Annotated in this window: 24 protein-coding genes; 4 read left to right on the top strand and 20 right to left on the bottom strand. The window is 73.3% G+C overall.

Going from position 1 to position 26589, the window contains the following annotated elements; translation table 11 throughout:
• Window positions 1-34 precede the first annotated feature (34 nt).
• From HD594_RS05960 to HD594_RS05975, 5 genes are read right to left on the bottom strand one after another with little or no spacing between them, the layout of a single operon-like run.
• Window positions 35-787, bottom strand: coding sequence for an ABC transporter permease (locus HD594_RS05960; RefSeq protein ID WP_221446563.1), 753 nt, complete (start codon window positions 785-787; stop codon window positions 35-37).
• The gene (locus HD594_RS05965) at window positions 784-1500 is read right to left on the bottom strand and encodes an ABC transporter ATP-binding protein (RefSeq protein WP_221447097.1); all 717 of its coding nucleotides are present in this window, start codon (window positions 1498-1500) and stop codon (window positions 784-786) included. Before HD594_RS05965 ends, HD594_RS05960 begins: the two co-directional genes overlap by 4 nt.
• Window positions 1497-2066 (bottom strand): helix-turn-helix domain-containing protein, encoded by a 570-nt coding sequence (locus tag HD594_RS17170; protein ID WP_221446564.1) that lies wholly within the window; start codon window positions 2064-2066, stop codon window positions 1497-1499. Before HD594_RS17170 ends, HD594_RS05965 begins: the two co-directional genes overlap by 4 nt.
• Window positions 2067-2077: 11 nt before the next feature.
• Window positions 2078-2707 carry a YdcF family protein gene (locus HD594_RS05970; protein WP_184750079.1) on the bottom strand — a complete coding sequence of 210 codons (630 nt, stop codon included), beginning with the start codon at window positions 2705-2707 and terminating at the stop codon, window positions 2078-2080.
• A gap of 5 nt (window positions 2708-2712) precedes the next feature.
• On the bottom strand, window positions 2713-3549 hold the full coding sequence (locus HD594_RS05975; RefSeq protein WP_184750080.1) for an alpha/beta fold hydrolase: 837 nt from the start codon (window positions 3547-3549) through the stop codon (window positions 2713-2715).
• Between the two features lie 139 nt (window positions 3550-3688).
• On the opposite strand from HD594_RS05975, the gene HD594_RS05980 reads away from it, so the two are divergent.
• Entirely contained in the window at window positions 3689-4522 is an 834-nt protein-coding gene (locus tag HD594_RS05980; protein WP_184750081.1) for a DUF4190 domain-containing protein, read from the top strand.
• Between the two features lie 66 nt (window positions 4523-4588).
• Here HD594_RS05980 and galK read toward each other — a convergent pair whose 3' ends face one another.
• Both galK and galT read right to left on the bottom strand, forming a co-directional pair.
• The gene (gene galK, locus HD594_RS05985; RefSeq protein WP_184750082.1) at window positions 4589-5764 is read right to left on the bottom strand and encodes a galactokinase; all 1176 of its coding nucleotides are present in this window, start codon (window positions 5762-5764) and stop codon (window positions 4589-4591) included.
• The gene (galT, locus tag HD594_RS05990) at window positions 5761-6933 is read right to left on the bottom strand and encodes a galactose-1-phosphate uridylyltransferase (protein WP_184752605.1); all 1173 of its coding nucleotides are present in this window, start codon (window positions 6931-6933) and stop codon (window positions 5761-5763) included. The genes galK and galT overlap by 4 nt, the downstream gene beginning before the upstream one ends.
• 107 nt (window positions 6934-7040) lie before the next feature.
• Between galT and HD594_RS05995 the strand changes: the two genes are divergently transcribed.
• Window positions 7041-8027 (top strand): LacI family DNA-binding transcriptional regulator, encoded by a 987-nt coding sequence (locus HD594_RS05995; protein WP_246413870.1) that lies wholly within the window; start codon window positions 7041-7043, stop codon window positions 8025-8027.
• Between the two features lie 39 nt (window positions 8028-8066).
• Here the strand turns inward: HD594_RS05995 and galE are convergent, their stop codons facing one another.
• Complete coding sequence (gene galE / locus HD594_RS06000) at window positions 8067-9047, bottom strand: UDP-glucose 4-epimerase GalE (protein WP_184750083.1); 981 nt, start codon at window positions 9045-9047, stop codon at window positions 8067-8069.
• 44 nt (window positions 9048-9091) lie between these two features.
• Complete coding sequence (locus HD594_RS06005) at window positions 9092-9772, bottom strand: ThuA domain-containing protein (RefSeq protein WP_246413885.1); 681 nt, start codon at window positions 9770-9772, stop codon at window positions 9092-9094.
• Window positions 9773-9859: 87 nt separating this feature from the next.
• On the opposite strand from HD594_RS06005, the gene HD594_RS06010 reads away from it, so the two are divergent.
• Window positions 9860-10978 (top strand): glycerate kinase, encoded by a 1119-nt coding sequence (locus HD594_RS06010; protein WP_184750085.1) that lies wholly within the window; start codon window positions 9860-9862, stop codon window positions 10976-10978.
• Window positions 10979-11105: 127 nt separating this feature from the next.
• On the opposite strand, the gene HD594_RS06015 is transcribed toward HD594_RS06010, so the two are convergent.
• From HD594_RS06015 to HD594_RS06045, 7 genes are all read right to left on the bottom strand, one after another.
• The gene (locus HD594_RS06015) at window positions 11106-12551 is read right to left on the bottom strand and encodes an aldehyde dehydrogenase (NADP(+)) (protein ID WP_184750086.1); all 1446 of its coding nucleotides are present in this window, start codon (window positions 12549-12551) and stop codon (window positions 11106-11108) included.
• Between the two features lie 117 nt (window positions 12552-12668).
• Window positions 12669-13745 carry a mandelate racemase/muconate lactonizing enzyme family protein gene (locus HD594_RS06020; RefSeq protein WP_184750087.1) on the bottom strand — a complete coding sequence of 359 codons (1077 nt, stop codon included), beginning with the start codon at window positions 13743-13745 and terminating at the stop codon, window positions 12669-12671.
• Window positions 13742-14641, bottom strand: coding sequence for a 5-dehydro-4-deoxyglucarate dehydratase (locus tag HD594_RS06025; protein ID WP_184750088.1), 900 nt, complete (start codon window positions 14639-14641; stop codon window positions 13742-13744). The genes HD594_RS06020 and HD594_RS06025 overlap by 4 nt, the downstream gene beginning before the upstream one ends.
• Window positions 14638-15585: an NAD-dependent epimerase/dehydratase family protein gene (locus tag HD594_RS06030; RefSeq protein WP_184750089.1), complete on the bottom strand. Its 948-nt coding sequence runs from the start codon at window positions 15583-15585 to the stop codon at window positions 14638-14640. The genes HD594_RS06025 and HD594_RS06030 overlap by 4 nt, the downstream gene beginning before the upstream one ends.
• On the bottom strand, window positions 15582-16925 hold the full coding sequence (locus HD594_RS06035) for a Gfo/Idh/MocA family protein (RefSeq protein ID WP_184750090.1): 1344 nt from the start codon (window positions 16923-16925) through the stop codon (window positions 15582-15584). The genes HD594_RS06030 and HD594_RS06035 overlap by 4 nt, the downstream gene beginning before the upstream one ends.
• Window positions 16926-17081: 156 nt before the next feature.
• Window positions 17082-18134, bottom strand: a complete 1053-nt coding sequence (locus tag HD594_RS06040; RefSeq protein WP_184750091.1) for a LacI family DNA-binding transcriptional regulator — start codon at window positions 18132-18134, stop codon at window positions 17082-17084.
• An 87-nt stretch (window positions 18135-18221) separates the two neighbouring features.
• The gene (locus HD594_RS06045; protein WP_184750092.1) at window positions 18222-19259 is read right to left on the bottom strand and encodes a LacI family DNA-binding transcriptional regulator; all 1038 of its coding nucleotides are present in this window, start codon (window positions 19257-19259) and stop codon (window positions 18222-18224) included.
• A 71-nt stretch (window positions 19260-19330) separates the two neighbouring features.
• On the opposite strand from HD594_RS06045, the gene HD594_RS06050 reads away from it, so the two are divergent.
• Window positions 19331-21631, top strand: coding sequence for a beta-L-arabinofuranosidase domain-containing protein (locus HD594_RS06050; protein WP_184750093.1), 2301 nt, complete (start codon window positions 19331-19333; stop codon window positions 21629-21631).
• Between the two features lie 88 nt (window positions 21632-21719).
• On the opposite strand, the gene HD594_RS06055 is transcribed toward HD594_RS06050, so the two are convergent.
• The 4 genes from HD594_RS06055 to HD594_RS06070 all read right to left on the bottom strand — a co-directional run bounded on the left by HD594_RS06055 (window position 21720) and on the right by HD594_RS06070 (window position 26491).
• The gene (locus HD594_RS06055) at window positions 21720-22601 is read right to left on the bottom strand and encodes a sugar phosphate isomerase/epimerase family protein (protein ID WP_184750094.1); all 882 of its coding nucleotides are present in this window, start codon (window positions 22599-22601) and stop codon (window positions 21720-21722) included.
• Window positions 22598-23815, bottom strand: a complete 1218-nt coding sequence (locus HD594_RS06060; protein WP_184750095.1) for a dihydrodipicolinate synthase family protein — start codon at window positions 23813-23815, stop codon at window positions 22598-22600. Before HD594_RS06060 ends, HD594_RS06055 begins: the two co-directional genes overlap by 4 nt.
• A 5-nt stretch (window positions 23816-23820) precedes the next feature.
• A complete protein-coding gene (locus tag HD594_RS06065) occupies window positions 23821-25020 on the bottom strand; it encodes a Gfo/Idh/MocA family protein (RefSeq protein WP_184750096.1) in 1200 nt (399 codons plus the stop codon).
• Window positions 25021-25180: 160 nt separating this feature from the next.
• Window positions 25181-26491: an alpha-galactosidase gene (locus HD594_RS06070; protein ID WP_271171320.1), complete on the bottom strand. Its 1311-nt coding sequence runs from the start codon at window positions 26489-26491 to the stop codon at window positions 25181-25183.
• Between the last annotated feature and the right edge of the window lie 98 nt (window positions 26492-26589).

Here is a 26589-nt window from a genome sequence, read left to right on the forward strand (position 1 = left end):
CCATTTCCTGGGGCCGGACGCGGCGCCGCCGGTGTCAGCGGTCGAGTTGGAGCCGGTGCCACCACCACGCGGTTCCCGCGGCGCACAGCGCGACGAGCGCGACGGTCACGCCCAGCTGCGCGCCGTTGACCGCGGTTCCGGCGGAGATCGCCCACAGCGCGGGCGCGGCCAGCGGCATCCATCCGCCTGCTCCGGCGACCACCCCCACCTGTGCCACGACGACGAGCCCGATCGCGACGCTCACGCCGCCCAGCAGCGACCGGGCAGAGGTCGCGACCCAGGCCGCCGGCACCGCGAGGCCCGCGCTGAACACCCCCAGTGCGATCTGGCGTCCAGCGCCGGCCCAGGCCGCCGCATCCGGCCACCCGAATCCCGCGATCAGGCCGAGTGCGACGAGGACGCCGGCGAGCAGGATGCTGACCGCCGCGCCCCAGGCGGCGAAGACGATCAGCTTCGCCGCCGCGATCGCGCCGCGGCCGACGGGCAGCGCGAAAAGGCCGGTGATGGTCCCGTCGCCGAACTCGCGCCCGAACATCCAGGCCGCGACCACCCCGAACGCCAGCAGGCCGCCGGCCGACGTGATCTGAGCGGCGGTGTTCCACAGGCCGTCCCACGTGAGGCTCGCATCGGGCCCGAGCTTGGCGGTGAGCTGCGGGTCGCCGGTCGCCAGCGCCAGCATCATGCCCGCGCACAGCACGAGGATGCCCGCGACGATCGCGGCGCTGCCGATGACGCCGACGCGCGAGCGCATCAGCTTCACCGCCTCGACGCGCATCGCGGCGTTCACGGCGCCACCGCCCGACGCTCGTCGTCCGAGCGCACCTGCTCGAAGAAGACGCGCTCGAGCTCGGGCTCGCCCGGCGCCAGCTCGCCGATGAGGCGGCCGCCGTTCATCACGACGATCCGGTGCGCGATGCGCGACACCTCGTCGAGGTGGTGGCTGCTCACCAGGACGGCGGCGCCGGCATCCGCCCGCTCCACCAGCGCGTCTCGCAGCACCAGCACGCCTGCCGGATCCAGGGCGTTCGTCGGCTCGTCGAGCACGACCAGGTCGGGCCCGTGCTGCAGAGCCGCCGCGAGCCCCACTCGCTGGCGGTTGCCGAGCGACAGGCGACGCACGGGCCGGTCGGCGTATGCGCCCAGCACCCAGCGATCCAGGGCCCGGTCGACGCACGCCGGATCGGCGCCGCGCAGCTGCGCGGACGCGCGGAGGTTCTGCCGGGCCGTCAGCTCGGGGTAGGCAAGCGGCATCTCGACGAGATGGCCGGCGCGCGCCCAGGCCGCCGCAGGGGTGCGCGCGAGCGGATGCCCGAGCACGCGGACCTCGCCGGCATCCGGTCGCAGCATGCCCAGCGCGAGTCGCATGAGGGTGGTCTTGCCCGCGCCGTTCAGCCCCACGAGCGCGACGATCTCGCCCGTGGCGATCGACAGGTCGAGGCCGAAGACGCCTGCGCCGCCGCGGAACACCCGTGTGACGTCGCGCAGTTCGAGCCCGGTCACGTCGTCGCTCCGGCATCGGCGGCATCCGGGTCGAGCGCGCGCAGGGCGCCGGTGATCGCCGGCCCCGGATCGGCGGCATCCGTGGTCGACCACTCGAGCAGCGCTGCGGTGAGCCCGGCGATGACGGCGGCCGCGACGACCACGGCATCCGCGCGATCGGCCCCGCGCCCGACGAGGGCGGTCGTGACGGCGGCCTCGGTTTCGTGGCTGCGCTGCGCGATCACGCCGCGGAGCGACGCACTCGACGCGACGATGCGCAGCTGCTCCCGCATGGCCGCCGCCTCGGGAGGCACCACGGCCCCCCATGCGTCGGCCACCCCGCGTGCGGCGGCGGCGAGCGGCGACTCATCGGCGGGGCGCGCGGCCACAGCGGCGGCGATGAGCGGGTCGTACGGGTCCTCGACGACGAGCGCGGACTTCGTCGCGAAGTGGCGGAACAGGGTCATCTCGCTGACGCCCGCGCGCTCGGCGATGGCCGACGTCGTCGTCGCGTCGTATCCTCGCTCGGCGAACAGCTCGAGGGCTGCCGTCAGCAGGGCCTCACGGGTGCGCTGGGAGCGAGACATGGAACATTATGTTAGTCACTAACATTCAGTTCGGCCACCCCGGCGCCGCGGTCGGCCATGCGACCGGCGACCCAGTCGTAGAAGGTGAGAGCCAGCCGGAGCGGACCGAGCTCGAACGGCACGAAGTCGCGCGTCGGGGTCAACCGGGGCACGAGCTCCGGTGCGCTCTCGGCGAGATAGCGCCGGGCGCGGGCCGCGTGGCCGGTGTTCGAGGCGATGCGGATCGTGCGCGCGTCGCGCAGCCACGGCAGCGAGAAGTCGATGTTCTCGCGCGTCGACGTCGCCTTGCGCTCGCGCACGATGCGGTCGGGGCGGATGCCGAGACGCGCGCCGAGGTCGGCCATGATGTCCGCCTCGGCGCGGTCCCCGTGCACGGCCGCGCCCGAGAACACGAACAGGGCGCCGGGCGGCGCCGATCGGAGAGCGATGCGCGTGCGCCAGCGCTGCAGGAAGCTCGGGCTGCCGTCGCCGCGCGGCGGATAGCCGAGGACGAGGACGACGTCCTCCCCCGACGGTCCCGGAAGCGGACGCGCCGGGTACGCGGTCCGCGACATCCGCCAGGCGCCCCATTCGCCCCACACGAGCAGGGCGACGCCGGCACAGGCGATGCCGACCAGGGTGAGGACCCGAGCGCGGCGCATGCGGCTCAGTCGGCGAGGAAGGCCAGGAGCGCCTCGTTCACCTCGGCCGCGTGCGTGCGCAGCATCCCGTGGGGCGCTCCCTCGATCTCGATGTACGTGGCCGCGGGCATCAGCGCGTGGAAGCGCCGGCCGGTCGCGTCGATCGGCAGGATGTTGTCGGCGGTGCCGTGGACGATCAGCGCGGGGATCTCGATCTGCGCGATGTCGTCGCGGTAGTCGGTCGGCCAGCTGAGCGGGGTCGTCGAGATCGCGACGTTGCCGGCCCGGTTCGCGACCTGGACGCTCGCGGCGACCGCCTCGGGCGAGATGCGGGTGCCGAGGTTCTCGTCGAGGTTGTAGAAGTTGCGGAAGAACTCCGTCAGGAACGCGTAGCGGTCCTCGCGGAGCGCCTGGGCGAGCCCGTCGAAGAACTCCTGCGGCCCGGCGCCGTCGGGGTTGTCGTCCGTGATCAGCAGGTACGGCTCGACGGACCCGAGGAACACCGCCTTGGCGACCCGCGCGGCGCCGTAGCGCGAGAGGTACCGCGCGACCTCGCCGGTGCCCATCGAGAAGCCGACGAGCACGGCGTCGGTCAGGTCGAGCTCGTCCATCAGCGCGTGCAGGTCGGCCGCGAACGTGTCGACGTCGTATCCGGTCGCCGTCTTCGTCGACTCGCCGAACCCGCGCCGGTCGTAGGCGATGACGCGGTATCCGGCGTCGAGCAGGGCGGACTGCTGCCGATCCCAGCTCTCGCCGTTCAGCGGGAAGCCGTGGACCAGCACGACCGGCTGACCCGAGCCCATGTCGGTGTAGTAGAGGTCGACGTCGACCGAGTTCTCGGTCCCGACGGTGATGTAAGCCACCTTCGCTCCTTGCCGGGCGCGGACGGATGCCGTGCTCCCGGCACGACGCTAGGCGTCGCGGCGGCGACACGCCAGAGGGGGCGGTTGGCCGCCTGTGGACAACCCCGATTCCGGGCGTTCGCCGGGCGATACTGATCCGATGCCAGCACCCGAAGAGACCGCCGTCGACGACAAGGTCGATGTCGAACATGACTCCGCCGCCGAAGCCGCCACGGGTCACCCCGCCACGACGACGATCGCCGCGCCGCCGGCACCTGCGAAGCGGAACGGACTCGCCGTGTCGGCCCTCGTGGTCGGCATCGCGGCATTCGCGACCGGATGGATCCCGTTCCTGGGCGCCGCCCTGGGAATCGCGGCGGTCACGCTCGGCATCGTCGCTCTCGTGCGGCGGCAGAGCAAGGGCTTCGGCATCACCGGCCTCGCCCTCGGCGCCGTCGGGCTGGTCGCCTCGGTGCTGATGTCGCTGACCGCGGTGTTCCTCGCCGCGAACTACGACGCGATCGCCGCGGCTGTCGACGAGGCCGCCCAGACCCCGGTGGCGGTCGACGAGGAGCCCGAGCCGGAGCCGGCCGCGGAGCCCGCTGCCGAGGACGTCCCGCTGTCGGCCTTCGTGGAGCTGGGGGACGGCGCGTTCGCGGACCTCGTCGCCGCTCCGGATGCCGCCGCCGGTGCGACCCACATCCTCTTCGGCGAAGTGCAGCAGCTCGATGAGTACACCGGCGCGTGCGCCGCGATCATCATCGTCGACGAGTCCCAGCAGTCCAGCTGGGAGGGCTACGAGGTCCCCGCGTGGATCGTCGCCGAGTCCTCCGAGACCGACTGCCCGGAATTCGCCGGGGTCGGCGAATTCAGTCACGTCAAGGCGTGGGTGACGGTGCTGGGCGCGACGCCGACCGAGTGGGACGACGGGACCTCCGACGACCTGCTGACGCTGAGCGTGCGCCAGGTGGAGATCCTCCCCGAACTGCCCTGACCGGGGCGGTGCGCGCAGACGGAAGGCCGGGAGTGATGTCGCTCCCGGCCTTCACGCTGACGGTGGTCAGTCCCGCCGCGCACCGTCCGAGGGGTGCACGGTGAACTGCGTGGGAGGGGCGAACCCGGCCGCGGCGAACGCGGCGGCGACGGCATCCGCCACGTGATCGACGCGGTCGTGCGCGACCAGCGCGATGGCCGCGCCGCCGAAGCCGCCGCCCGTCATGCGCGCCCCCACGGCGCCGGCGGCCAGGGCCGCCTCGACCGCGGTGTCGAGCTCGGGCACCGAGATCTCGAAGTCGTCGCGCATCGACACGTGCGACGCGACCAGCAGCCCCCCGATGGCGCCGGGCCCCTGGTCGTGGAGCACAGCGATGGTGTCGAGCACACGCTGGTTCTCGGTGACGATGTGCCGCACGCGGCGGAACGTCACGTCATCCATGAGCTCCTGCGCGCGGGGGAGATCCGCGACGGTCACATCCCGCAGCGCCGGCACGCCCATGATCGCGGCGCCCCGCTCGCAGGCCTCGCGGCGCTCGCGGTAGCCCCCGGTGGAGTGGGAGTGCTTGACGCCGGTGTCCATCACGAGCAGCTCGAGCCCCGCCGCGGCGAAGCCGAGATCGACGACCTGAGCCTCGAGCGACCGGCAGTCGAGGAAGATCGCGGCGTCGGCGCGGCCCAGGTTCGACGCCATCTGGTCCATGATCCCGGTCGGCGCCCCCACGGCCTCGTTCTCGGCGGTGCGGCCCACGCGGGCGCGCGTGACGGCGTCGAGGTCCAGATCCCACAGCTCGTCGAGTGCCGCGGCGGCGGCACCTTCGATCGCGGCCGAGGACGACAGCCCCGCGCCGACGGGGACGTCGGAGGCGAACGCGAGGTCGGCACCGGGAACGGATGCCGCGTCGCGGCCCGCGGCCGCCAGCGCTGCCCACGCGACGCCGAGGGGGTAGCGGGCCCACTCGACGATCTCGTCGCGGCGCTCGGGGAAGATCGTGTCGAGATCCGCGACCGCCACCTCGACGGCAGCGGCGTCGAACGTCGAGGCGACGCGGATGATGCCGTCCTCGCGCAGCGCCGCGGCGACGTGCGTGCGGTGCTGGATCGCGAACGGCAGCACGAAGCCGTCGTTGTAGTCGGTGTGCTCGCCGATGAGGTTCACGCGCCCCGGCGCCGACCAGGTGCCGGCCGGCTGTGCCCCGGTGAGCCCCTCGAACAGCGAGCGGGCGTCGGCGTGCCCGGTCATGCGGTCACCTCGGGAACGGACTCGACGGCCGCGCGGAGGCGCTCGGCGGCCGTCTCGGGCGGGACGTCGCCGATCCAGGCTCCCATGGCGGCCTCGGACCCGGCGAGGAACTTCAGCTTGTCGGCCGCGCGCCGCGGCGAGGTGATCTGCAGGTTCAGCCGCACGACGTCGCGCCCGGTGTGGACGGGTGCCTGGTGCCACGCCGCGATGTACGGCGTGGGGGTGTCGTAGAGGGCGTCGATGCCGCGCAGCAGGCGCAGGTAGAGCGGCGCGAGCTCGTCGCGCTCGGCATCCGTCGTCTCGCTGAAGTCCGCGACGTGGCGGTGGGGGAGCACGTGCACCTCGAGCGGCCAGCGGGCGGCGAACGGCACGAACGCCGTCCAGTGCTCACCCGCGAGGATCACGCGCTCGGACGCGCGCTCGACGTCCAGGATGCGGGTGAACAGGTCGTCGCCCTGCTCGTCGATCGCACGCAGCAGGCTCGTCGTGCGCGGCGTGACGTACGGGTAGGCGTAGATCTGCCCGTGCGGGTGGGGGAGGGTGACGCCGATCGCCTCGCCGCGGTTCTCGAACGGGAAGACCTGCTGGACGCCGGGGAGCGCCGAGAGCGCGGCCGTGCGGTCGGCCCATGCCTCGATGACGGTGCGGGCGCGCGTGCGGGACTGCGTGCCGAAGGATCCGGAGTGCTCGGGGCTGAAGCACACGACCTCGCAGCGGCCGACCGACGTGCGGGAGCGGCCGAGGCCGGGGGCGTCGAGATCGGCGAGGCCCTGCGGTGCGTCGGCCGCCGCGGGGGCGTCGCCGTGGGCCTCGGCGAGGGCGGGACCGAACGACGGCGACTTGTTCTCGAAGACGGCGACGTCGTAGAGCGACGGGATCTCGGACGGGTTCGTCTCGCTCTGCGGCGCGAGCGGGTCGAGGTGCGCCGGAGGCAGGAAGGCGCGGTTCTGGCGCGCCGCGGCTACCGAGATCCAGTCGCCGGTCAGCACGTCGCGGCGCATCGTCGCGGTATCGGGCCGCGGCCCGAGGTCGCGGGTGTCGATGCCGCGTTCGGCGCCGAGCGTCGTGCCGGGGTCGTCGTAGTAGATCAGCTCGCGGCCGTCGGCCAGCCGCGTGGGGCGCTTCACGACGCCCGCGCCGAGGGTCTCGGGGGTCTCGAACTCCGTCATGTTCACGTCAACACGGTATCCGACGGCGCATGGTAACGTCAACATGGCCGAGGCCGCGGACGCTCGCACCGCGTGATCCGGTCGGCCGACGAGAGGTTGGAGGACGGATGCCGGGACGACGCGTGTCGATGGCCGACGTCGCAGCGCGCGCCGGCGTCTCGGGGCAGACGGTGTCACGCGTCGCGAACGCCAGCCCGAACGTCGACCCGGCCACGCGGATGCGCGTCGAAGAGGCGATGGCCGAGCTCGGGTACCGGCCGCACCGTGCCGCGCGGGCCCTGCGCACCGGCAGATCGCAGACGATCGGGCTGGTCGCCTCGACCCTCGCGACGGTGGGCAACTTCCGGATGCTGCAGGCCGTCGTCGATGCCGCGACCGCTCGCGGCTACGCGGTCACCGTCGTGACGGCATCCGGGGCCGACGCCCTTGCCGGCGCCTTCGAGCAGCTGCGCGACCAGGGCGCCGACGGCGCCGTCGTCCTCAACGAGGCCACGGCGCTCGCCGCCGGGTCCGCGGCCCCGTCGGGGCTCCACCTGGTGGTCGTCGACGCCGGGGCCGACCCGCGCTTCACGATCGTGCAGTCCGATCACGCCGGCGGCGCGCGGCGGGCGGTCGAGCATCTGCTGGGCCTCGGTCATGCAACGGTGCACCACGTCGCCGGCCCGTCGACGTCGTTCGCCGCCGCGGAGCGCGAGCGCGGCTGGCGCGAGGCGCTGGAAGCGGGCGGCGCCCGGGTGCCGGAGGCGCTGCGCGGCGACTGGACGTCATCGTCGGGCCACGCGGCGGGGGAGCGACTGCCGACGGAGGCCACGGCCGTGTTCGTCGCCAACGACCAGATGGCCCTCGGCGTCCTGCGCGCCCTCGCCGAGGGCGGTCGCGACGTGCCGCGCGGCGTCAGCGTCGTGGGCTTCGATGACGTCGCGGATGCCGCCGACTACCGCCCGCCGCTGACGACGATCCGGCAGGACTTCGCGGCTCTCGGCGAGCGCGCCGTGACCGCGCTCGTCCACGGGCTCGAGCGGGGCGCGACGAACCCCGCCGAGACGGTGCCCACGAGCCTGATCGAACGCAGCAGCACCGCTGCGCCGCGCTGAGCGCGGGCGCCGGAGGGAGGTCGGCCGGCGGGTGCCGGGTCATTCCGCGGCGCGGCGGCGGGCCTCCCAGCCGGTGCGGACCATCTCGTCGACCGTGAAGCGGTTCGCCCAGTCCAGGTCGCGGGCGGCCAGGTCGCCGGTCGCGACGATGCGGTCGGGGTCGCCGGGGCGGCGCGCCGAGACCTCGGGGGTGAAGTCGACGGCGGTGACGCGGGCCATGGCGTCCATGATCTGCTTCACGCTCAGACCGTTCTGCGAGCCGAGGTTGTAGGCGGGCTCGATCGGCTCGCCTCCCTCGAGGCGCTGCGCGGCCACGACGTGCGCGGCGGCGATGTCGGCGACGTGGACGTAGTCGCGCACGTTGGTGCCGTCGGGGGTGTCGTAGTCGTCGCCGAAGATCTTCGGGGTGCGGCCGTCGATGAGGGCCTCGAACACGAGCGGGAAGAGGTTGTGGGGGCTGGTGTCGTACACCGTCGGGTCGCCCGAGCCCACGACGTTGAAGTAGCGCAGCGACGTGTGGCGCAGAGGGGCGTCGGACTCGGCGGTGGCGACGGCCTGGTCGCGGATGAGCCATTCGCCGATGAGCTTGGATTCTCCGTAGGGCGACGCGGGGCGCTTGGGGAGGTCCTCGGTGACGAGCGCCACGTCGGGTGTGCCGTAGACGGCCGCGGACGAGGAGAAGACGATGTTCGCGACGCCCGCGGCCGCCATGGCCTCGAGGACGACGCGGGTGCCCTCGACGTTCTGCGCGTACGTGTGCAGGGGGCGCTTGACCGAGACGCCGGCGTACTTGTAGCCGGCGACGTGGATGACGCCGGTGACGCCGTTCTCGCGCAGCGTCTGCTCCACGAGATCGCGGTCGAGGATGGAGCCGCGCACGAACGGCACGCCGTCGGGAACGAAGCCCTCGTGTCCGCTCGAGAGGTCGTCGAGCACGACGGGCGACAGCCCGGCGGCCGAGAGCGCGCGGACGATGTGGGCGCCGATGTAGCCGGCGCCTCCGGTGACGAGCCAGGACATGGGTCTCCTCAGGATTTCGGCGATGTCGGTTCCATTGTCGTCGATCAGGCGTCGCCCGCCCGCCCGGCCCAGCGCGCGGCCTGACGCACGAGCCGCTGAAGATCGGGCGAGGCGTAGGCGCGCTCGTCGTGGCCGAGGGCGCAGACGACCGCGCGCGTCGGGTGCTCGCGGGTCCAGACGAGCGGATGCCGGCGCCCCTCGAGTTCGTGGGAGACGAGCACGTGCGCGCCCGGATCGACGACCACGTCGGTGTAGAGCTCGTCGAACACCGTCACCGTGGCGAGGCCGGAGGTGACCGGGTGCGACGGGTCGTCCACCGGAACCGTGGCCTCGCCGATGGGCGGGTGCCACGACGTGCCCTCGACCCACTCGCCGCCGATGGCCTCGCGGAATCGCGGGTAGTCGCGGAGCGTCGCCGTGGCCGCATGCAGGGCGAGGATGCCCGTCCCCCTCGCGACGGCGTCGTCGAGGCACCGGGTCGCGGCCGCTTCGGCGCGGCGCAGCGGCGCCGGATCGCCGGGGGCGCTCCGCCACGGATCGCCGGCGTTGACCACCAGGAGATCAGCTCCGGCGAGGACCGTCAGGGCGTGGTCCACGTCGGCATCGATCGAGACGTCCCATCCGTCCGTCCGAAGGAGCGCCGCGACGGCGTCGCCCGTGGCGGTGAAGGGGTGCCAGGGGTCGGCGTACCGGCCGGTTCCGACCGCGATCACGGCGCAGGGCATGCGGGCTCCTCTTCTCCCCGGACGATTCTGCCCCATCGAACCCGGGAGCGGATAGCGCTTTCCCGTGGGATCGGCGAGAATGGTCCCATGCCCCACACGGTCGTGATCGCCCCCGACAGCTTCAAGGGGTCGATCCCGGCCGCCGCGGCGGCTGCCGCGTTGACCGACGGCTGGCGGTCGGTCCACCCCGCCGCGCGAGTGAGGCTGCTGCCGATGGCCGACGGCGGTGAGGGCACGCTCGACGCCTTCGCCGCAGCCGTGCCCGGCGCCCGCCGCATGCCGGTGACCGTGACCGGGCCGGAGGCGACCCCGGTGGCCGCATCCTGGCTCCTGCTCCCGCCCACCGCCGAGGCTCCGGGCGGCGTCGGGGTCGTCGAGCTGGCGTGCGCGAGCGGGATCGAGCTCCTGGGCGATCCGCCGCGCCTGCGGCCACTCGACGCCGATACGCGGGGCTTCGGCGAGGCCATCGCCGCGGCGCTGTCGCACGGCGTGAGCCGGCTCGTGCTGGGGATCGGGTCGAGCGCCTCCACCGACGGCGGGATGGGAATGCTCGCCGCCCTCGGCGCGCGATTCGCGGATGCTGCAGGCGATGAGGCGGCGACGGGCGGTCGCGGGCTCGGGGCCATCGCATCGGCCGATCTGACCGGGCTCGCACCCCTGCCGCCCGCGGGGGTGCAGGTGCTCAGCGACGTGACGAATCCGCTGCTGGGCGAGCGCGGCGCCGCAGCCGTCTTCGGGCCGCAGAAGGGCGCGACGCCCGACGACGTCCGCGCGCTGGAGGCGGCCCTGGCCTCGTACGCCGCCCTGCTGCCCGCCGACCCCGCGGCGCCCGGCGCCGGGGCCGCCGGCGGAACCGGGTTCGGGCTGCTCGCGTGGGGAGCGCGGCTCGTTCCGGGGTCGACCGCGGTGGCAGAGCTGATCGGGCTCGGGGATGCCGTGGCCGACGCATCCGTCGTCGTGACAGGCGAGGGCTCGTACGACGGCCAGTCCGCCGCGGGAAAGGTGCCCGCACATGTCGCCGCGCTCGCCGCGCTCGCCGGCGTGCCGGTCGCGCTCGTCGCCGGGCGCATCGCCGGCGATGCCGACGTCTCGGGCTTCGCGGCATCCGCATCGCTCACCGAGCTCGCCGGCTCGCCGGAGGCCGCGATGGCCGACCCCGCCCGCTGGCTCCGCGAGGCCGGCGCCGCCCTGGCCCGCCGGTTCTGACCCCGCGACCCCGGCCGTCCCTGTTCCGTCGTCACGGCGTGACAGCACCTGTCTCGCGCCCGAAACGGTGCCGGCGCGCGGTCACGCCACGTCAGCGCTGGATGGTGCTGGAGCGGGTCGGAGCGGGCTACGGCACCTGGAGCACGCCGTTGCGGCGGTGCGGGAGCGCCGCCAGCGACGCGTCGCGCAGCGGCTCGGGCAGCAGACGCTCGGGGGCGTCCTGGAACACGACGGGGCGGAGGAACCGGCGGATCGCCGTCGCGCCCACCGACGTGTGCAGCGACGTCGTCGCCGGCCACGGTCCGCCGTGGTGCTGCGACCACGTCACCGCGACACCGGTCGGCCAGCCGGCGAACAGCACGCGTCCCGCGCGGCGCTCGAGCACGGCCAGCACGTCCGCGACGTCGTCGGAGTCCTCCGAGTGCAGGGTCGCGGTGAGCGAGCCCGGCACCGCGCGCAGCGCCGCGACCAGGTCATCCTCGGAGTCGTAGCGGACGAGCAGCGTCACCGGGCCGAAGCACTCCTCCAGGAGCGTCGCGGGGCGGTCGGCGACGGCCGCCGCATCCGTCGTCAGCACGACCGGGCGCGCGCTGCCCTCGGCCGCGGGAGCCCCGTACCCGAGCACCGCGACCGACGGGTCGGCCTCGAGGTGCCCGATGCCGACCGGGAAGGCCGCCGTGATCCGGTCGGTCAGCAGCGGGCCGCCGGCGGCATCCGTCACGTGCGTCGCCACGAGGTCCTCGAAGCCCGCGCCGCGCGGCACGAACACCACCCCGGGCTTCGTGCAGAACTGGCCGACGCCGAGCGTGAACGAGCCGACCAGCCCCGTCGCGAGGGTTTCGCCGCGCTCGGCGACGGCCGCCGGCGTCAGGACGACGGGGTTGACCGAGCCGAGCTCGCCGTAGAACGGGATCGGGTCGGGGCGCGCCGACGCCAGGTCGAACAGGGCCCGCCCGCCCGCGACGGAGCCGGTGAACCCCGCGGCCTGGATGACCGGATGCCGAACCAGCGCGTTCCCGGCCTCGCGACCCTCGACCAGCGCGAACGAGCCCTCGGGGGCCCCGGCGCCCACGAGCGCCTCGGCGACGATGGCCGCCGTGCGCTCCGACAGGCGCGGGTGGCCCGAGTGCGCCTTGACGATGACGGGGTTGCCGGCCGCCAGGGCCGAAGCGGTGTCGCCGCCGGCGACCGAGAACGCGAACGGGAAGTTCGACGCCGAGAACACCGCGACCGGGCCCACGCCCGTGAGCATGCGGCGCAGTTCGGGTCGGGGCGGGGTGGCGGCCGCATCCGCGTCGTCGACGATGAGCTCGAGGTACGAGCCCTCTTCGACCACGGTCGCGAACAGGCGCAGCTGCCCGGTGGTGCGGGCGACCTCGCCGCGCAGGCGCGTCTCGCCCAGACGCGTCTCCTCGTCGGCGATCGCGACGAGCTCGTCGACGTTCGCGTCGAGCGCGTCGGCGGCCGCGCGCAGCCACGACGCGCGCACGTCCGCGCTCGCCGCCCGCCACACGGGCGCCGCGGCTTCAGCGGCCTCGGCATACTGCTGGATCTGCTCCGGGCTGGTGGTCATGTCTGCGGTCCCTTTCTCGTCGTCACGGCGATACAGCACCCGAATCGGGCCTGGGAAGGTGCTGTTGCGCGGTGACGTCATGGTTGGCGGGGCGGGGCGGGGCGGGGGAAGAGGCGGTCAGGAGAAGCGGATGCCGAGGCCGGCGTGGGGCAGCTCGGTGAGGCGGCCGTCGGCGATCGCCACCGGCGACCGTTCGGTCAGGGCGCCGAGTGCGCCGAAGCCGGCGTCCTCGACGTCCTCAGCCATGGGCTCGGCGGCGCCGGTGCCCACGGGCAGCGTCAGGGCGAGTTGGCCCGACAGCTCGGGCAGCAGGTGCGGATGCAGCGTCGCGCCGTGCTCGGCGGCGACCTGCGCGATGCGGCGGAACGGGGTGATGCCGCCGACGCGCACGATGTTGGGCTGAACGATCTGCGCCGCTCCGGCGCGGAGGAACTCCGAGAACCGGTACGCCGTGTGCACGTTCTCGCCGAGGGCGATCGGGGTGTCGATGCGCTGCGCGAGCGCGACGTGCCCGGCGAGGTCGTCCGCGCGCAGCGGCTCCTCGATCCACGCGGGCGCGTACTCCTGCAGTGCGAGCACCGACGCGATGGCGCGGTCGAGGTCCCACCGCTGGTTGGCGTCGATCATGAGTCCGCGGTCGGCGCCGAGCACCTCGCGCACCGCGGCGACGCGGTCGAGGTCCTCGGCGAGCTCGGGCTTGCCGACCTTGATCTTGACGGCGCCGAACCCGGCGTCGACCCACCGGCGCACCTGGGCGACGAGCTCGTCGAGCGTGTAATGCAGGTTCACGCCCGAGCCGTACGCGGCGACGGAGTCACGCCGCCGTCCGAGCAGCCCCGACACCGAGACGCCCTGCGCGCGGGCCTCGGCATCCCACAGCGCCAGGTCGAGCCCGGCGAGTGCGATCGTCGTGACGCCGCCGCCGCCGGCCTCGTGCAGGTGCTGCCACGCCTGCTGCCACAGCGCCTCGGGGTCGGCGTCCCGCCCCACGGCGAACGCGGTGATGTCGTGCGCGAGCAGAGCGTGCACGGCCTCGGCCCCGATCTGCGGCGTCCACGAGAAGCCCCAGCCCTCGGCGCCGTCCGAGCGCACGACGTGCGTCGCGATGACGCCGACCGACGTGACGTCGGCGGCCCACGGGCGCGTCAGCGGCACGCGGACCAGCCGCGTGCCGAAGGACGAGATCGTCGTCACAGCAGCGCGCGCCCCGCCTCGAGGATGCCGATGAGCTTGGCCTCCTGCTCGGGGGTGGGGTCGACCAGCGGTGCGCGGACCGAGCCGACCGGCAGACCGCCGATGCGCAGCCCGGCCTTGATCAGCGACACCCCGAAGCCCGGCGTCTCGTCGCGCAGCGCCACGAGCGGCGTGTAGAAGCCGTCGAGCAGCGCGGTGCGCCGCTCCTCGTCGCCGTCGATGTAGGCGCGGTAGTAGGCGTTCGCGACCTCGGGGATCATGGCGAACGCGGCCGACGAGTACAGCGGCATGCCGATGCCGCGGTACGCCGCCTGCGAGAGCTCGGCGGTGAGCAGCCCGTTGAAGAACGCGAAATCGTCGCGGCCCTCGGCCGCCACTGCGCGCACGATCTGCTGCGCGACGGCGAGGTCGCCGGTGCCGTCCTTGAAGCCGACGACCTTCGGGTTGCGCGCCAGGCGCCGCATCGACTCGACCGAGTACTGCGCGTTCGCGCGGTGGTAAACCACGACGGGCAGGTCGGATGCCGCGGCCACGGCTTCGATGTAGGCGACGAGACCGCGCTGCGGACCGCCCACGAGGTACGGCGGCAGCACGAGCAGCGCGTCGGCGCCGGCGTCCGCAGCGCCGCGCGCCAGCTCGACCGCCTGGCCGAGCGGGCCGCCGGTGCCGGCGACGACGGGGATGCGTCCGGCGACGGTCTCGGTCGCGGCGCTCACGACCTGGGTGACCTCGGTGGCAGACAGGGCGTGGAACTCTCCCGTGCCGCACGCGGGGAAGATCCCTCCGGGCGCATGCGCCAGCGACGTCTCGACGTGCGTGCGCAGCAGGTCGAGGTCGACGCGGCCGTCGGCGTCGAAGGGCGTCACCGGGAAGAAGAGGATGCCGTCGAAGTTCATGCCGGAACGTCCTTTCGGTTCGTGATGTCGAGGGCGTCGGCCATGGCGGGCTCCCCGAGTTCGCCGCGCCAGGTGCGGGTCGGGCGCCAGCCCAGCATCCGCCGCGCCTTGGCGTTCGAGAACGCGGGCGCCGTGCCCGTGAGGACCGACGCGACGTGGTCGCTGCCCGGCACGAACCGCGGCATCAGGTCTGCGAGCGGCTCACGCGCGAGCGCGTCGTCGGCGCCGACGAAGAACGTCTCGGCGTTGGGGATGTCGGGGAGAGCCTCGAGGAGCGTGTCGACGAAGCCGGCGACGTCGCGGGCGTCGACGTAGTTGAACAGCGCGGGAGCCGACAGCGCGGGGTCGGCGAGGCGTTCGAGGACCGTGTGGCCCTGCTGCGTGGGTGCTCCCGCCCACTCCTCGGGGGCGATGACGTAGCACGGGCGGAACGCCGCGAAGCGCGTCGCGTCGCCGGTCTGCCGCGCGAACATCGCGATCGTCTGCTCGGCGAGGTGCTTCGACAGCGCGTACGCGTTCCACGGCTTCGGGGGCGTGTCCTCGTCGAGGGGGAAGCGGTCCGGGAGCCAGCCGGTCGGCGCGCCGTAGCCGAGGACGGTCGGGCTCGACGCCGTGACGATCTTCGGGATGCCGGCGGCGATGCCCGCTCCCACGGTGTTCAGCGCGAGCGCCGCGTTGGTGCGCAGGATGACGTCCTCGGGCGCGCTGAAGGGCACTGCGATCGCGGCGAGGTGGATGAGGGCGTCTGCGCGTGCGTCGGCGACGGCGCGGGTGGCGGCATCCGGGTCCGTCAGGTCGACCGCGACCTGCGGGATCTCGGCCAGCTCGGGCGCGTCCGAGACGGCGCGGTCGAACGAGACGATGTCGTGGCCGACCGCCGCGAGCCCTGCGACGAGGCTCCGCCCGAGGCGGCCGGCGCCCCCGGTGATGATGATGCGGCTCACGCGCGCGCCTTCGCGTCCTCGGACAGGAAGCGGATGCCGAGGTCGGCGGTCTCCACCGGCAGCCCCGTCGCGAGCGAGCGGTTGCCGGCGATGCCGACCGCGATCGCGCGGACGCCGTCGCGCCAGTCGGCGGGGCGCGCGAGCGGGTCGTCGCCGGGGCCCTCGAAGACGTCGCGCAGCAGCAGCTGGTCGCCGCCGCCGTGGCCGCCGGCGAGGTTCTCGATCTCGACCTCGTACGGGGCTTCCCAGTGGCGCTGCACGAGCAGGCGCTCGCCCTCGGGGCGCAGCGATCCCGAGGCGCCGGCATCCGAGGCGCTGGGGTCGAGGACCGGGTGCAGGCCCTCGTCGGCCAGCACGGCGCCCCGCTCGATGACGTCGAGCTCGGCGCGACCCTCGGTGCCGTTGACCGCGACGCGATAGCCCTCCCATGGAGCGTGGGCGTTGAGGGAGTAGCTCAGCGTCGCGCCCGAGAGGTAGTCGACGACGAGGGCGAGGTTGTCCTCGATCGTGATGCCCTCGCTGAAGACGTCGAGGTCGCGGCGGTAGCCGTCGTGCTGCTCGGCCTCGAGGTAGAGGGCCGTCAGGCGCGCGTCGTCGCGCAGGTCGAGCTCGAAGGCGTCCGCTCCATCGTGCGTGCCGCGCTCGGGGCGGCCGGTGATCCCGCGGGCGGCGGCGTTCTCGGCGCCGTAGAAGCGCAGGCCGCCGCTGGCGAACACACGACGCGGAGCCGAGCGGATCCACCAGTTGACGAGGTCGAAGTGGTGGCTGGACTTGTGGACGAGCAGGCCCCCGGAGTTCTTCTTCTCGCGGTGCCAGCGGCGGAAGTAGTCGGCGCCGTGCTTGGTGTCGAGCATCCACGAGAAGTCGATGCTCGTCACCTGGCCGATGAGGCCGTCCTGGATGACCTGGCGGAGTGCCGAGTTGCGCGGCGAGTAGCGGTAGTTGAAGGTGATGACGACCTCGCGGCCGGTGCGCTCGATGGCGTCCTCGATCGCCGCGGCGCTGGGTCCGTCGATCGTGAGCGGCTTCTCGACGACGACGTCGGCGCCGGCATCCAGCGAGCGGACGATGAGTTCGGCGTGCAGGTCGTCGCGGGCGCAGATGATGACGCGGTCGACCTGCTCGTCGGCGATCATCGCCTCGAGATCGCCGGGGGTGTGGACGGCGGGCGTGGGGGAGCCTGCGGCGGTGACCAGGTCGGCGTAGAACTGCGCTCGCACCGGGTTCGGCTCGCAGATGGCGACGAGGCTCGCGGTGTCGGAGTACGTGCCGAGGATCGCGTCGACGTACATCTGGGCGCGGTGGCCGGCGCCCACGAGCGCGTAGCGGCGGTGGCTCATGTCTCTCCTTCAGGAAACGTTTTCTCAGCGTAGCACGGCAAGCGTTGTCCCGGGAGGGCTCCTGCCGCCCCGCATCCGCACGAACTAGCGCTGAGGCCCGCACATCCCGCTGAGGCCCGCACATCCTGCTGAGACCCGTGCGTCTCGTTGGGGGTCTCAGTCGAATTCGTTGGTCTCGGCGTCACCGGAGTCAGCGGCGACACCGCCCGCGGCGGGGCCGCGCGGGCCGGTGGTGCCCCGGGCGACCAGTTCGGGACGGAGCCAGAGCGGATCCCGGGGCGCCTCGCCCTCGAGCAGCCCGCGCATGCGCGCCCATGCCTGGGCGCCGAGCTGCGCCGCCGGGACCGTCGCCGTCGTCAGAGGCGGCGACGTGTAGCGGGCGAACGGGATGTCGTCGAAGCCGACGACGGACAGATCGTCGGGCACGCGGCATCCCGCCGCCTGCACGGCGCTCAGCAGTCCCATCGCGACCAGGTCGTTGAAGGCGAGTGCGGCGGTCGCACCGCTGGAGATCACGGCATCCGCGGACGCGGCGCCGGCGTCGAAGTCGACGCCGCAGGGGAGCTCCTCGATCGCGACGTCGGGGTGGGATGCGGCGAAGGCGGCGATGGCCTCGAGGCGCGAGGTGTTCGCGACGCTGCGTGCGACGCCCGACAGGAACACCATGCTGCGGTGACCGAGCGCGTACAGAAGGTCCAGCTCGTCGGTGAGGGCGCTGCGGTAGTCGGCGCGCACGGCGGGCACGTCGTCCGACGATCGATTGACCAGGACGACGGGTCTGAGTCCGCCGACCAGCCGGTCGAGCTCGGCCTGCGGCATGCGCGGCGCGCACAGGATGACGCCGTCGGTGCGGCGGCGGGTCGTCGCGGCCAGGGCACGCTCCTCATCCACCGACTCCGCAGAGTCGGCGACGAGCACGTGATAGTCGTCCGCGGCGGCTGCGCGGCTGAGCCCGCGCAGGATGGCCTGGAACGTGGGGTTGCCGAGGTCGGGCACGACGACCGCGACGGTCTGGGTGCGGCCGAGGACGAGGCTGCGGGCGACCGGGCTCGCGGTGTACTCGAGTTCGGCGGCCGCCTGCTGCACGCGCGCGACGAGTGCGGGGTCGACCGTGGGGTTGCCGTTGAGGGCACGCGAGACCGTCGACAGCGATACACCGGCGCGCGCGGCGACGTCGTTGATCGTCACGCCCTTGGGTCCTCGCGGCATCCGTCCTCCTCGTCGGTGGTCAGCCTAGCGTCAGGAAGCGCTTCCTCATGTGTGGCCGGACTGCCGTGGAGCGCTTGCCACCGCGCGTCAGGCGCGGACGGGGGTGCTGCCGCGCACGACGACGTCGAGGGCGAGCGGGGGCTGCGACGCATCCCACTCCTCATCGAGCACGGCGCGGAGGGCGCGGTAGCCGACCTCTTCGAGGGGAACGTGCACGGTCGTCAGCCCGGGGCGGATGTCGCGCCCCGTCGCGATGTCGTCGAAACCGGCGACGGCGATGTCGGACCCGACGAATCGGCCGGCCTCCCGGACCGCCGACATGACGCCGATCGCGACGACGTCGCTGATGCCGAACACCAGGGTTCCGGCCGGAACACTCTGCTCGGCGAGCAGACGCGCGGTCGCCTCGTACCCGGCATCGCGTGTGAAGCCGGCGCGGATGACCTCGCGGACCTGACCGCCGCCGGCGGTGAAGCCCTCGCTGAACCCGGCGATGCGGTCATCCGACGTGTGCACGCCCTCGCGGGCGCCGATGATGACGACGTCGCGGTATCCGAGGGTCGTGAGGTGCCGGCCGAGAGCCCGCGATCCGGTGCGGTTGTCCACGACGACCGAGCGGATGTCGCCCTCAGCCGGGCCGAGCGCCACGACGCGTCCGCCCATCCCCTGGAACGCCTCGAGCTCGGGCTCCAGGACGGCCGCCTCGGGCCCGCCGGTGCGGGACGCCGCGAGGATCAGACCGCGCGGGCGCTGGCCGCGCAGGGCCCGCACCAGCCTCGCTTCGCGCTGCGGGTCGCGCTCGGTGATGGCGATCGTCACGACCAGCCCGGCCTCGTCGGCGCCGCGCGCGACGCCCGAGGCGAGCTGTGCGAAGTACGGGTCGGCGATGTCGGCGACCAGCAGGGCGACGATCGCGGCGGTGCCGCGCGCGGTCGCCTGCGCCGACAGGTTCGCCGTGTAGCCGAGCTTGTCGGCCGCGGCTTCGACGCGCTCGCGGTAGCTCTCGGCGACCTTGCGGGTCGAGCCGTTCAGCACGCGCGATGCCGTCGCGAGCGACACGCCGGCTTCGCGTGCGACATCGTGCAGTGTCGCCGCGCCTCGGGTCGGCGTCGCGGACTCGCTCACGGTCTTGAGTCTAGGCTGTCGACCGTGAAAACCGTGGGATGCGCAGGAAACGTTTTCCTCCGGGAGCTCCGGTGACCGGCGTCGCGCTGCCGCGCTTCCTGCCGGCCGACGCGGTCCGGCTCGACGGCGGCCCCGCGCTGGCCGCGCAGCAGACCGTGCGAGACACGCTGCTGCGGCTCGACCCCGACAGGCTCCTCGCCCCCTTCCGGCGCGAGGCCGGACTGCCGGCCCGGGCACCCGGGTACGGCGGCTGGGAAGCCGACGGGCTCGACGGACACACCGCCGGGCACGTGCTGTCGGCGTCGAGCCGGCTGGCCGCGACGACCGGCGACGGCGCGATCGCAGCGCTCGCCGCGCACCTGGCGGACGGCATCCGGGAATGCCAGCGGGCCATCGGCACCGGGTACGTCGGGGGAGTGCCCGACGGCGCCGCGCTGTGGGACGAGATCCTCACCGGACGGGTCGACGCGGGCGCGTTTCATCTGAACGGCCGGTGGGTGCCGCTCTACAACCTGCACAAGACGCTTGCGGGGCTCCTCGACGCCGTCGAGCACCTCGGTCTGGACTCGGCGGATGCGGCGCTCGAGCAGTTCGGCGCGTGGTGGCTGCGCACCGCGGGCCGGATCGACGACGAGAGATTCGAGCGGATGCTGCAGACCGAGTTCGGCGGCATGACCGAAGTCTTCGCGCGCCTCGCGGTGCTGCGACGCGACCCCGCGCACCTCGCCCTCGCCCGGCGGTTCGCCCGTCGCGCGCTCGTCGAACCGCTCGCGGCGGGGCGCGACGAGCTCGACGGACTGCACGCGAACACCCAGATCCCGGTGGTGGTGGGCTGCGCCGCGATCGAGCGCGCCGCGCGCGAGATCGCGCCCGAGCTCGTCGCCGACATCGTGGCGCGCGAGGGAGCGGCGGCGCGCTTCTTCTTCGACCGGGTCGCCCGCGTGCGCAGCGTCCCGATCGGCGGCGACAGCGTGCGCGAGCACTTCCCGCCGGCATCCGATCTCGCCACGATGTTCACCGCGCGCGAGGGCCCCGAGTCGTGCAACACCGTGAACATGATCGCGCTCGCCGCGCACCTGCATGTCCTGACCGGCGACGACGCGTACCTCGCGTGGGCGGAGCGGGCACGGGTCGATCATGTGATGTCGGCGCAGCATCCCGAGCACGGCGGACTGGTGTACTTCACGTCGCAGCGTCCCGGTCACTACCGGGTGTACTCGCCCGAGGCGGAGGGCTTCTGGTGCTGCATGGGGTCGGGGTTCGAAGCCCAGTCCCGTCACGGCGCGCTGGCGTTCGGCGAGGCGGGGGACGAGCTGCGCATCAACGCCCTCATCGCCACGACCGCGCGCTGGCGCGGCCTCACCGTCACGCTGCGGACTGCGCCGGCAGCGGACGGCGCCGACGGGTGGGAGGTCGAGGTCGCCGCCGATCGTCCGGTGCGCCGGGCGCTCAGCATCCTCATCCCCGACGGCGCCGACGTAGCGGCACGCGTCGAGGTCGCCGACGACGTGACGGCGGTCGCCGCGGGGGAACGCTGGCGCACCGCCCGCACCTGGACGGGCGTGACCCGCCTGCGGCTCGCCGTGCCGCGCGCGCTGCGCGTCGAGCGGTCCCCCGACGGGTCCGCGTGGGGCTGGGTGATCGACGGCCCCGACGTGCTGGCGCTGCGGATCCCCGACGACGCCGTCGAGTACCGCGGCACCGCCGCGCGCATGGGGCATATCGCGCGCGGACCGCTGCGCCCGCTCGCCGGCGCGCCGATGATCGATCCCGCGGACCTCGCGACGGCCGAGCGGCTCGAGGGCGGGCGTGTGCGCGTACCGACCGTCGACGGCGGGTCCATCGTGCTGGAGCCGTTCGCCCGGATCCACGACGCGCGGTACACGGTCGCCTTCCCGCTCGCGGACGCGGCGTCGGCCGAGGCGCGCCGGGCCGAGCTCGAGCGCATCGACGAGGCGTCGCTCGGGATGGATGCCCGAACGCTCGACGTCGTCGCATTCGGCGAGCAGCAACCGGAGTCCGATCACGGCCTCGAGGCAACCGACGAGGACCAGGGGGCGCAAGCCGGCGACCGCTGGCGCCGTACGCGCGGTGCGATCCGTGTGACGCTGCGCGACTGGACCGGCACCGCCGACCGGATCCGTCTGACGTGGCTGGCGCCGAGTGAGCCCGCGGGCCTGCGGGTGAGGGTCGGCGACGAGACCGTGCTCGACGAGACCGTGCCGCCGGGCGGATCGCCCGGCTCGCGCGAGGTGCGGCTGCCGGAGGGGAGCGCCGGAGCGGTCGAGCTCGCGGTGACGATCGAGGCGCGCGACGGCAGCACACCGCGACTGCGCGAGCTGCGCGTGCTGTGTCCGGCATCCGATCGCTGACACGATCGCGAGACGCACGAAACGGGCCGACCCGGGCGACACCGCGTCAGGTGCGCCCGGATCGGCCCGTGCTGTGGCTTCCGGCCTGTCAGCCCGCGACGGATGCCGCCAGGTGCGGCGACACCGCAGCGCCGAAGCCCGCGGCCGTCTCGCGCACGATGGTGTCGGCATCCTTCGCCCAGATGTCGGCGTTGAAGATCTCGACCTCGATGTCGCGGTCGTACCCGGTCGTCTCGACGGCGCGCGTGAGCGACGCGAAGTCGATGACGCCGTCGCCGGGGTAGTGCCGGCTGAGCAGCACGTCGCTGGCGAGCGGCGTCTTCCAGTCGCACACCTGATACGTCGCGATGCGGCCCTCGCGGCCCGCGCGCTCGATGGAGGCGAGCACGTCGGGGTCCCACCAGATGTGGAAGGTGTCGACGGTGACGCCGACGACCTCGGGCTCGAAGTCCGCCGCGATGTCGAGGGCCTGACCGAGCGTCGAGACGATGCAGCGGTCCGAGGCGTACATCGGATGCAGCGGCTCGATCGCCAGTTGCACGCCCGCCGCCTTCGCGTACGGCGCGAGTTCTCCGATGGCGTCGCGGACGCGCTCGCGCGCGCCGATCAGGTCGCGGGAGCCCTCGGGGAGGCCGCCGGCGACGAGCACCAGCACCGGGCAGGACCCGGGGGCGCCGGCCGCCGCGAGCGTGGCGGCCTCGTCGATCGCGAGCCTGTTGTCGTCGATCGAGGCTCGGCGCTCGGGGCCCTCGGGCATCGTGAAGAAGCCCGAGCGGCAGTGCGTCGAGAAGCGCAGGCCGGAGTCCGCGAGCATCTTCGCCGCCGTGGACAGGCCGACCTCCTGGACGGGCTCACGCCACAGGCCGATCGCCTGCACGCCGGCATCCGCGGTGGCGCGCAGCGCTTCGGCGAGGCTCGCGTGCTTGACGGTGCCCTGGTTGATGGACAGGCGCGGGTCGGGGGTGCTCATGAGATGACTCCGGGGACGTCGATGCCGTTGACGCGCAGCATGCCGTGCCAGCGGATCGCCGCCAGCTCGGGCTTCTCGAGCGCGCCGGACGCGTTGGCGAGCTCGACGATGCGCGACAGGTGCGGAAGGCTGCGGGCCGAGTGGAGGCCGCCGACCATCTGGAACGCGCTCTGGTGCCCGTTCAGCCACGACAGGAACGCGACGCCGGTCTTGTAGTAGAACGTCGGCGCGGCGAAGATCTGACGGCTGAGCCCCTCGGTGGGGTCGAGGATCTCGAAGTAGCGGTCGGGGTCGCCGGCGTCGAGTGCCTGGATCGCCGCCGAGGCGACCGGCGTGATCGCGGCGAACGCGCCCAGCAGCGCGTCGGAGTGCTGGCGGGGGCTCGCGGGGTTCCGCTCGGGCTGACGCGCCTGCGGCACGTCCTGCCCGCCGATGAGCCCGACGTAGTTGAAGTCGTCGCCGGTGAACATGCGCACGCCCTCGGGAAGGCGCTCGCGCACCGACACCTCGGATGCCGCATCCAGCAGGCTCATCTTCACACCCGCGACCTTGTCGGCGTTCTCTCCGATGACCTCGAGCAGGACCTCGGAAGCCGTCTGCCAGTCGTCCGCGCCGAAGTAGCCCGCGAGCACCGGGTCGAAGGCCGTGCCGAGCCAGTGGAGGACGACCGGGACGGTCGCCGACTGCAGCACCTCGCGGTAGACGTGCCGGTAGTCGTCGGCGGACTGCCCGACGCGGGCGAGGTGGCGCGAGGCCATGAGCACGGGGCCCGCGCCCTGCTCCTCGGTGAAGTGCAGCTGCTCCTTGTACGCGTCGATCACCTGGGGGATCGAGATGTGCTCGTCGTCGACGTGGTCGGTGTTGACGCCGACGACGACCGAGCCGCCCTCTTCGCGGGCGACCTGCGCCGAGCGCGCGATGAGGTCGCGCGTCGCTGCGGCATCCAGTCCCATGTTCCGCTGGGCGGTGTCCATGGCATCGGCGACGCCGAGGCCCCACGAGTAGACCGCGCGGCGGAAGTCGAGGGTCGCATCCCAGTCGACCTCGGCGGGCTGCCCGGGGGTGTTGTCGGCGTGGGTCTTCGGGACCACGTGCGCGGCAGCGTACGCGACGCGGCTGCGCAGCGGGCCGTCGGGCTTGGTGTACCCGGGGGCTTCTGAGAGCGCGACCCGGGTCGTCGCGCCCTCCGCCGAGAGCAGGGTGAGCTGGCTCATCGCGTTCAGTCCAGCGACAGCGTCGGCAGCTCGACCTTGCGGCCCTCGCGGTCGGACTGCAGGCCGGCCTCGGCCAGCAGCACGCCGCGGGCGCCCGACAGCAGATCGAACTCGTAGTCGGTGCCCAGCACGTAGGACTCGAGGAACTCCTCCCACTGCTGGCGGAAGCCGTTCTGGAAGACATCGTTGGTGGGGACCCCGGCCCAGTCGGCGTCGTAGTCGTGGTCGTCGGCGAGGTCGGGGTTCCACACCGGCTTCGGGGTGGCGTTGCGGTGCTGGATCTTCGCGCCGAACAGGCCCACGACGGCCGAGCCGTGCGTGCCGTCGACGTGGAACTCGACGAGCTCGTCGCGGTTCACGCGTACGGTCCACGACGAGTTGATCTGCGCGACGACGCCGCCGTCGAGCTCGAAGATGCCGTAGGCGGCGTCCTCAGCGGTGGCCGTGTAGGGCTCGCCCTTCTCGTCCCAGCGGGTCGGGATGTGGGTCGCGGCCTGCGCGTACACCGACTTCACGTCGCCGAACAGGTTCTCCATCACGTAGTTCCAGTGCGGGAACATGTCGACGATGATGCCGCCGCCGTCCTCGGCGCGGTAGTTCCAGCTGGGCCGCTGGGCGGGCTGCCAGTCGCCCTCGAACACCCAGTAGCCGAACTCGCCGCGCACCGACAGGATGCGGCCGAAGAAGCCCGAGTCGATGAGGCGCTTGAGCTTCTGCAGGCCCGGCAGGTACAGCTTGTCGTGCACGACGCCGGTCTTGACGCCCGCCGCCTTCGCGAGCTTGGCGAGCTCGACGGCCTCGTCGACGGTCTCGGCGGTGGGCTTCTCGGTGTAGATGGTCTTGCCGGCGGCGATCGCCTTGCGCAGCGCCGTGGCGCGGGCCTTGGTCACGAGGAAGTCGGCGTAGATCTCCCAGCGCGGGTCGGCGAGGGCGGCGTCGAGATCGGTGGTGTAGTCGTCGATGCCGTGCTTGGCGGCGATCTCGGCGAGCTTGGCCTCGCTGCGGCCGACCAGGAGCGGCTTGACGGTGACCTTCGAGCCGTCGGACAGCTCGATGCCGCCCTGGTCGCGGATGGCGAGGATCGAGCGGACGAGGTGCTGGCGGTACCCCATGCGGCCCGAGACGCCGTTCATGATGATGCCGATCTCGCGCACCTCGGGAGTGGTGTTTGCGGCCGGGGCCGTGGCCAGGGCGGTGTCGGTCATGGGGTCCTTCTCTCTGTGAGGTGTCACCGGACGTCTCCGTCGCGGTGAGCGCATGTCGCGGAAGTCTGAGCGGGTAAGCGCTTTCCAATAGTGTGCCATGGTCGATGCGGGCATGCAAGAAGCCATCCCGTCGAGTGGGAACGGCCGGTGCCTGCGGCTGTCACGATGCGCTCCTCAGGAGGACGCACCCGTGCGCTGCGAGGGCGATGCGCAGCGCGCTGCTGCCGGGCGCCACGCCGCGGGCGGCGTCGCTCTGCACGCGGACCGGCTCGACCGGGACCGGGACGCCGCTCCACACGTCGATCACCTCGGACGGCGCCGGGCCGAGACCGAGCGCGCGCGTGTCGAGCACCAGGTCGGTGGGCTCGTCCGCGAGGCTGAACACCGCCGCCCAGCGTGCGGCATCGGACTCGGCGCCCCAGATGACGAGGTCGCCCTCGCGCAGCAACTCGCGGTTGCCGCGCGAGGAGCGCAGCACCTCGAGCACATCGCCGTTCGTGAACAGGTCGACCGTGGCGGGTTCGCTCGAGGGCAGGTCGCCGCCGATCATGAGAGGGGAGCGCGCCATGACCCACAGCGTGACGAGCGACCGCCGCTCGGCGGGGGTGAGCAGGTCGTCGCGTGGCTCGCCGCGTTCGGCGCGGATGCCGATGCGCCCGAGCGGCAGCATGTCGGCATCCGGCCAGCCCTCGGGACCTGCGACCGGAGCCCAGCGCGCCAGGCGCGCGAAATTCGGCACCACATCCTGCCAGCGGTCCCATACGTCGTCGCAGACGCGCCACATCGTCGCGTGGCGCCGCAGATGGTCGAGGTGCGCCGCCGACAGGTCGCGGCCCGGCGACAGGCTGAGCGCGATGTCCCGATCGGCAGCGGCCACCGCGGCCGAGTACGCCTCGATGTCGGCCGCCTGATAGGGCCAGAGCATGTCGTCGGCCTTGATGAAGTCGACGCCCCACTCGGCGTATTGCGCGACGCACGAGGCGTAGTACGCCGCCGCGGCAGGATGCCGGTGGTCGAGTCCCGCGTAATGCGGGTTCCACTCGCACACGTTCGTGTCGTCGGCGATGTCGGCTGCCGCGGCATCCGTCCCCTCGACGGGCGTGTTCGCGGCGACGGCAACACGCGGGATGCCGCGCATGACGTGGAGGCCGAGCTTCAGCCCCATCGCGTGGAGCTGCGCGGCGAGCGGGGCGAACCCGGCGCCGCCGGCGGAGCTCGGGAAGCGACCCGGGTCGGGCTGCAGCCGGCCGAAGCCGTCGATGACGAGCGTCGCGTCGTCGTTGTAGCCGTGAGCGCGTGCTCCCGGATCGGACCAGTCCGCGTCGATGACGATCGTGTCCCACCCGTGGGGCAGCAGGTGCTCGGCCATGAACCGCGCGTTCGCGAGCACCTCGGCCTCGGTGACGGTCGTGCCGTAGCAGTCCCAGCTGTTCCACCCCATCGGCGGAGTCGCCGTTCTCTTCAGCACCACGCCGCACCCCCCGACCAGGCGCCCGAGACACCGGTCTCGCGCTGAGACCCGGCCCGCGGCGCCGTGGTCTCAGTGCGCGCGACGCGTCTCGCGGGGAA

Origin of the sequence: Microbacterium thalassium (genome assembly GCF_014208045.1) — a bacterium.
GTDB classification, from domain to species: Bacteria; Actinomycetota; Actinomycetes; order Actinomycetales; family Microbacteriaceae; genus Microbacterium; species Microbacterium thalassium.

Coding starts and splice junctions, on each gene's coding strand:
- HD594_RS17170 (WP_221446564.1), bottom strand. CDS start 2,066: ATGTCTCGCTCCCAGCGCACCCGTGAGGCCCTGCTGACGGCAGCCCTC.
- HD594_RS05970 (WP_184750079.1), bottom strand. CDS start 2,707: ATGCGCCGCGCTCGGGTCCTCACCCTGGTCGGCATCGCCTGTGCCGGC.
- HD594_RS05980 (WP_184750081.1), top strand. CDS start 3,689: ATGCCAGCACCCGAAGAGACCGCCGTCGACGACAAGGTCGATGTCGAA.
- galK (WP_184750082.1), bottom strand. CDS start 5,764: ATGACCGGGCACGCCGACGCCCGCTCGCTGTTCGAGGGGCTCACCGGG.
- galT (WP_184752605.1), bottom strand. CDS start 6,933: ATGACGGAGTTCGAGACCCCCGAGACCCTCGGCGCGGGCGTCGTGAAG.
- HD594_RS05995 (WP_246413870.1), top strand. CDS start 7,041: ATGCCGGGACGACGCGTGTCGATGGCCGACGTCGCAGCGCGCGCCGGC.
- galE (WP_184750083.1), bottom strand. CDS start 9,047: ATGTCCTGGCTCGTCACCGGAGGCGCCGGCTACATCGGCGCCCACATC.
- HD594_RS06005 (WP_246413885.1), bottom strand. CDS start 9,772: ATGCCCTGCGCCGTGATCGCGGTCGGAACCGGCCGGTACGCCGACCCC.
- HD594_RS06010 (WP_184750085.1), top strand. CDS start 9,860: ATGCCCCACACGGTCGTGATCGCCCCCGACAGCTTCAAGGGGTCGATC.
- HD594_RS06015 (WP_184750086.1), bottom strand. CDS start 12,551: ATGACCACCAGCCCGGAGCAGATCCAGCAGTATGCCGAGGCCGCTGAA.
- HD594_RS06025 (WP_184750088.1), bottom strand. CDS start 14,641: ATGAACTTCGACGGCATCCTCTTCTTCCCGGTGACGCCCTTCGACGCC.
- HD594_RS06035 (WP_184750090.1), bottom strand. CDS start 16,925: ATGAGCCACCGCCGCTACGCGCTCGTGGGCGCCGGCCACCGCGCCCAG.
- HD594_RS06040 (WP_184750091.1), bottom strand. CDS start 18,134: ATGCCGCGAGGACCCAAGGGCGTGACGATCAACGACGTCGCCGCGCGC.
- HD594_RS06055 (WP_184750094.1), bottom strand. CDS start 22,601: ATGAGCACCCCCGACCCGCGCCTGTCCATCAACCAGGGCACCGTCAAG.
- HD594_RS06060 (WP_184750095.1), bottom strand. CDS start 23,815: ATGAGCCAGCTCACCCTGCTCTCGGCGGAGGGCGCGACGACCCGGGTC.
- HD594_RS06065 (WP_184750096.1), bottom strand. CDS start 25,020: ATGACCGACACCGCCCTGGCCACGGCCCCGGCCGCAAACACCACTCCC.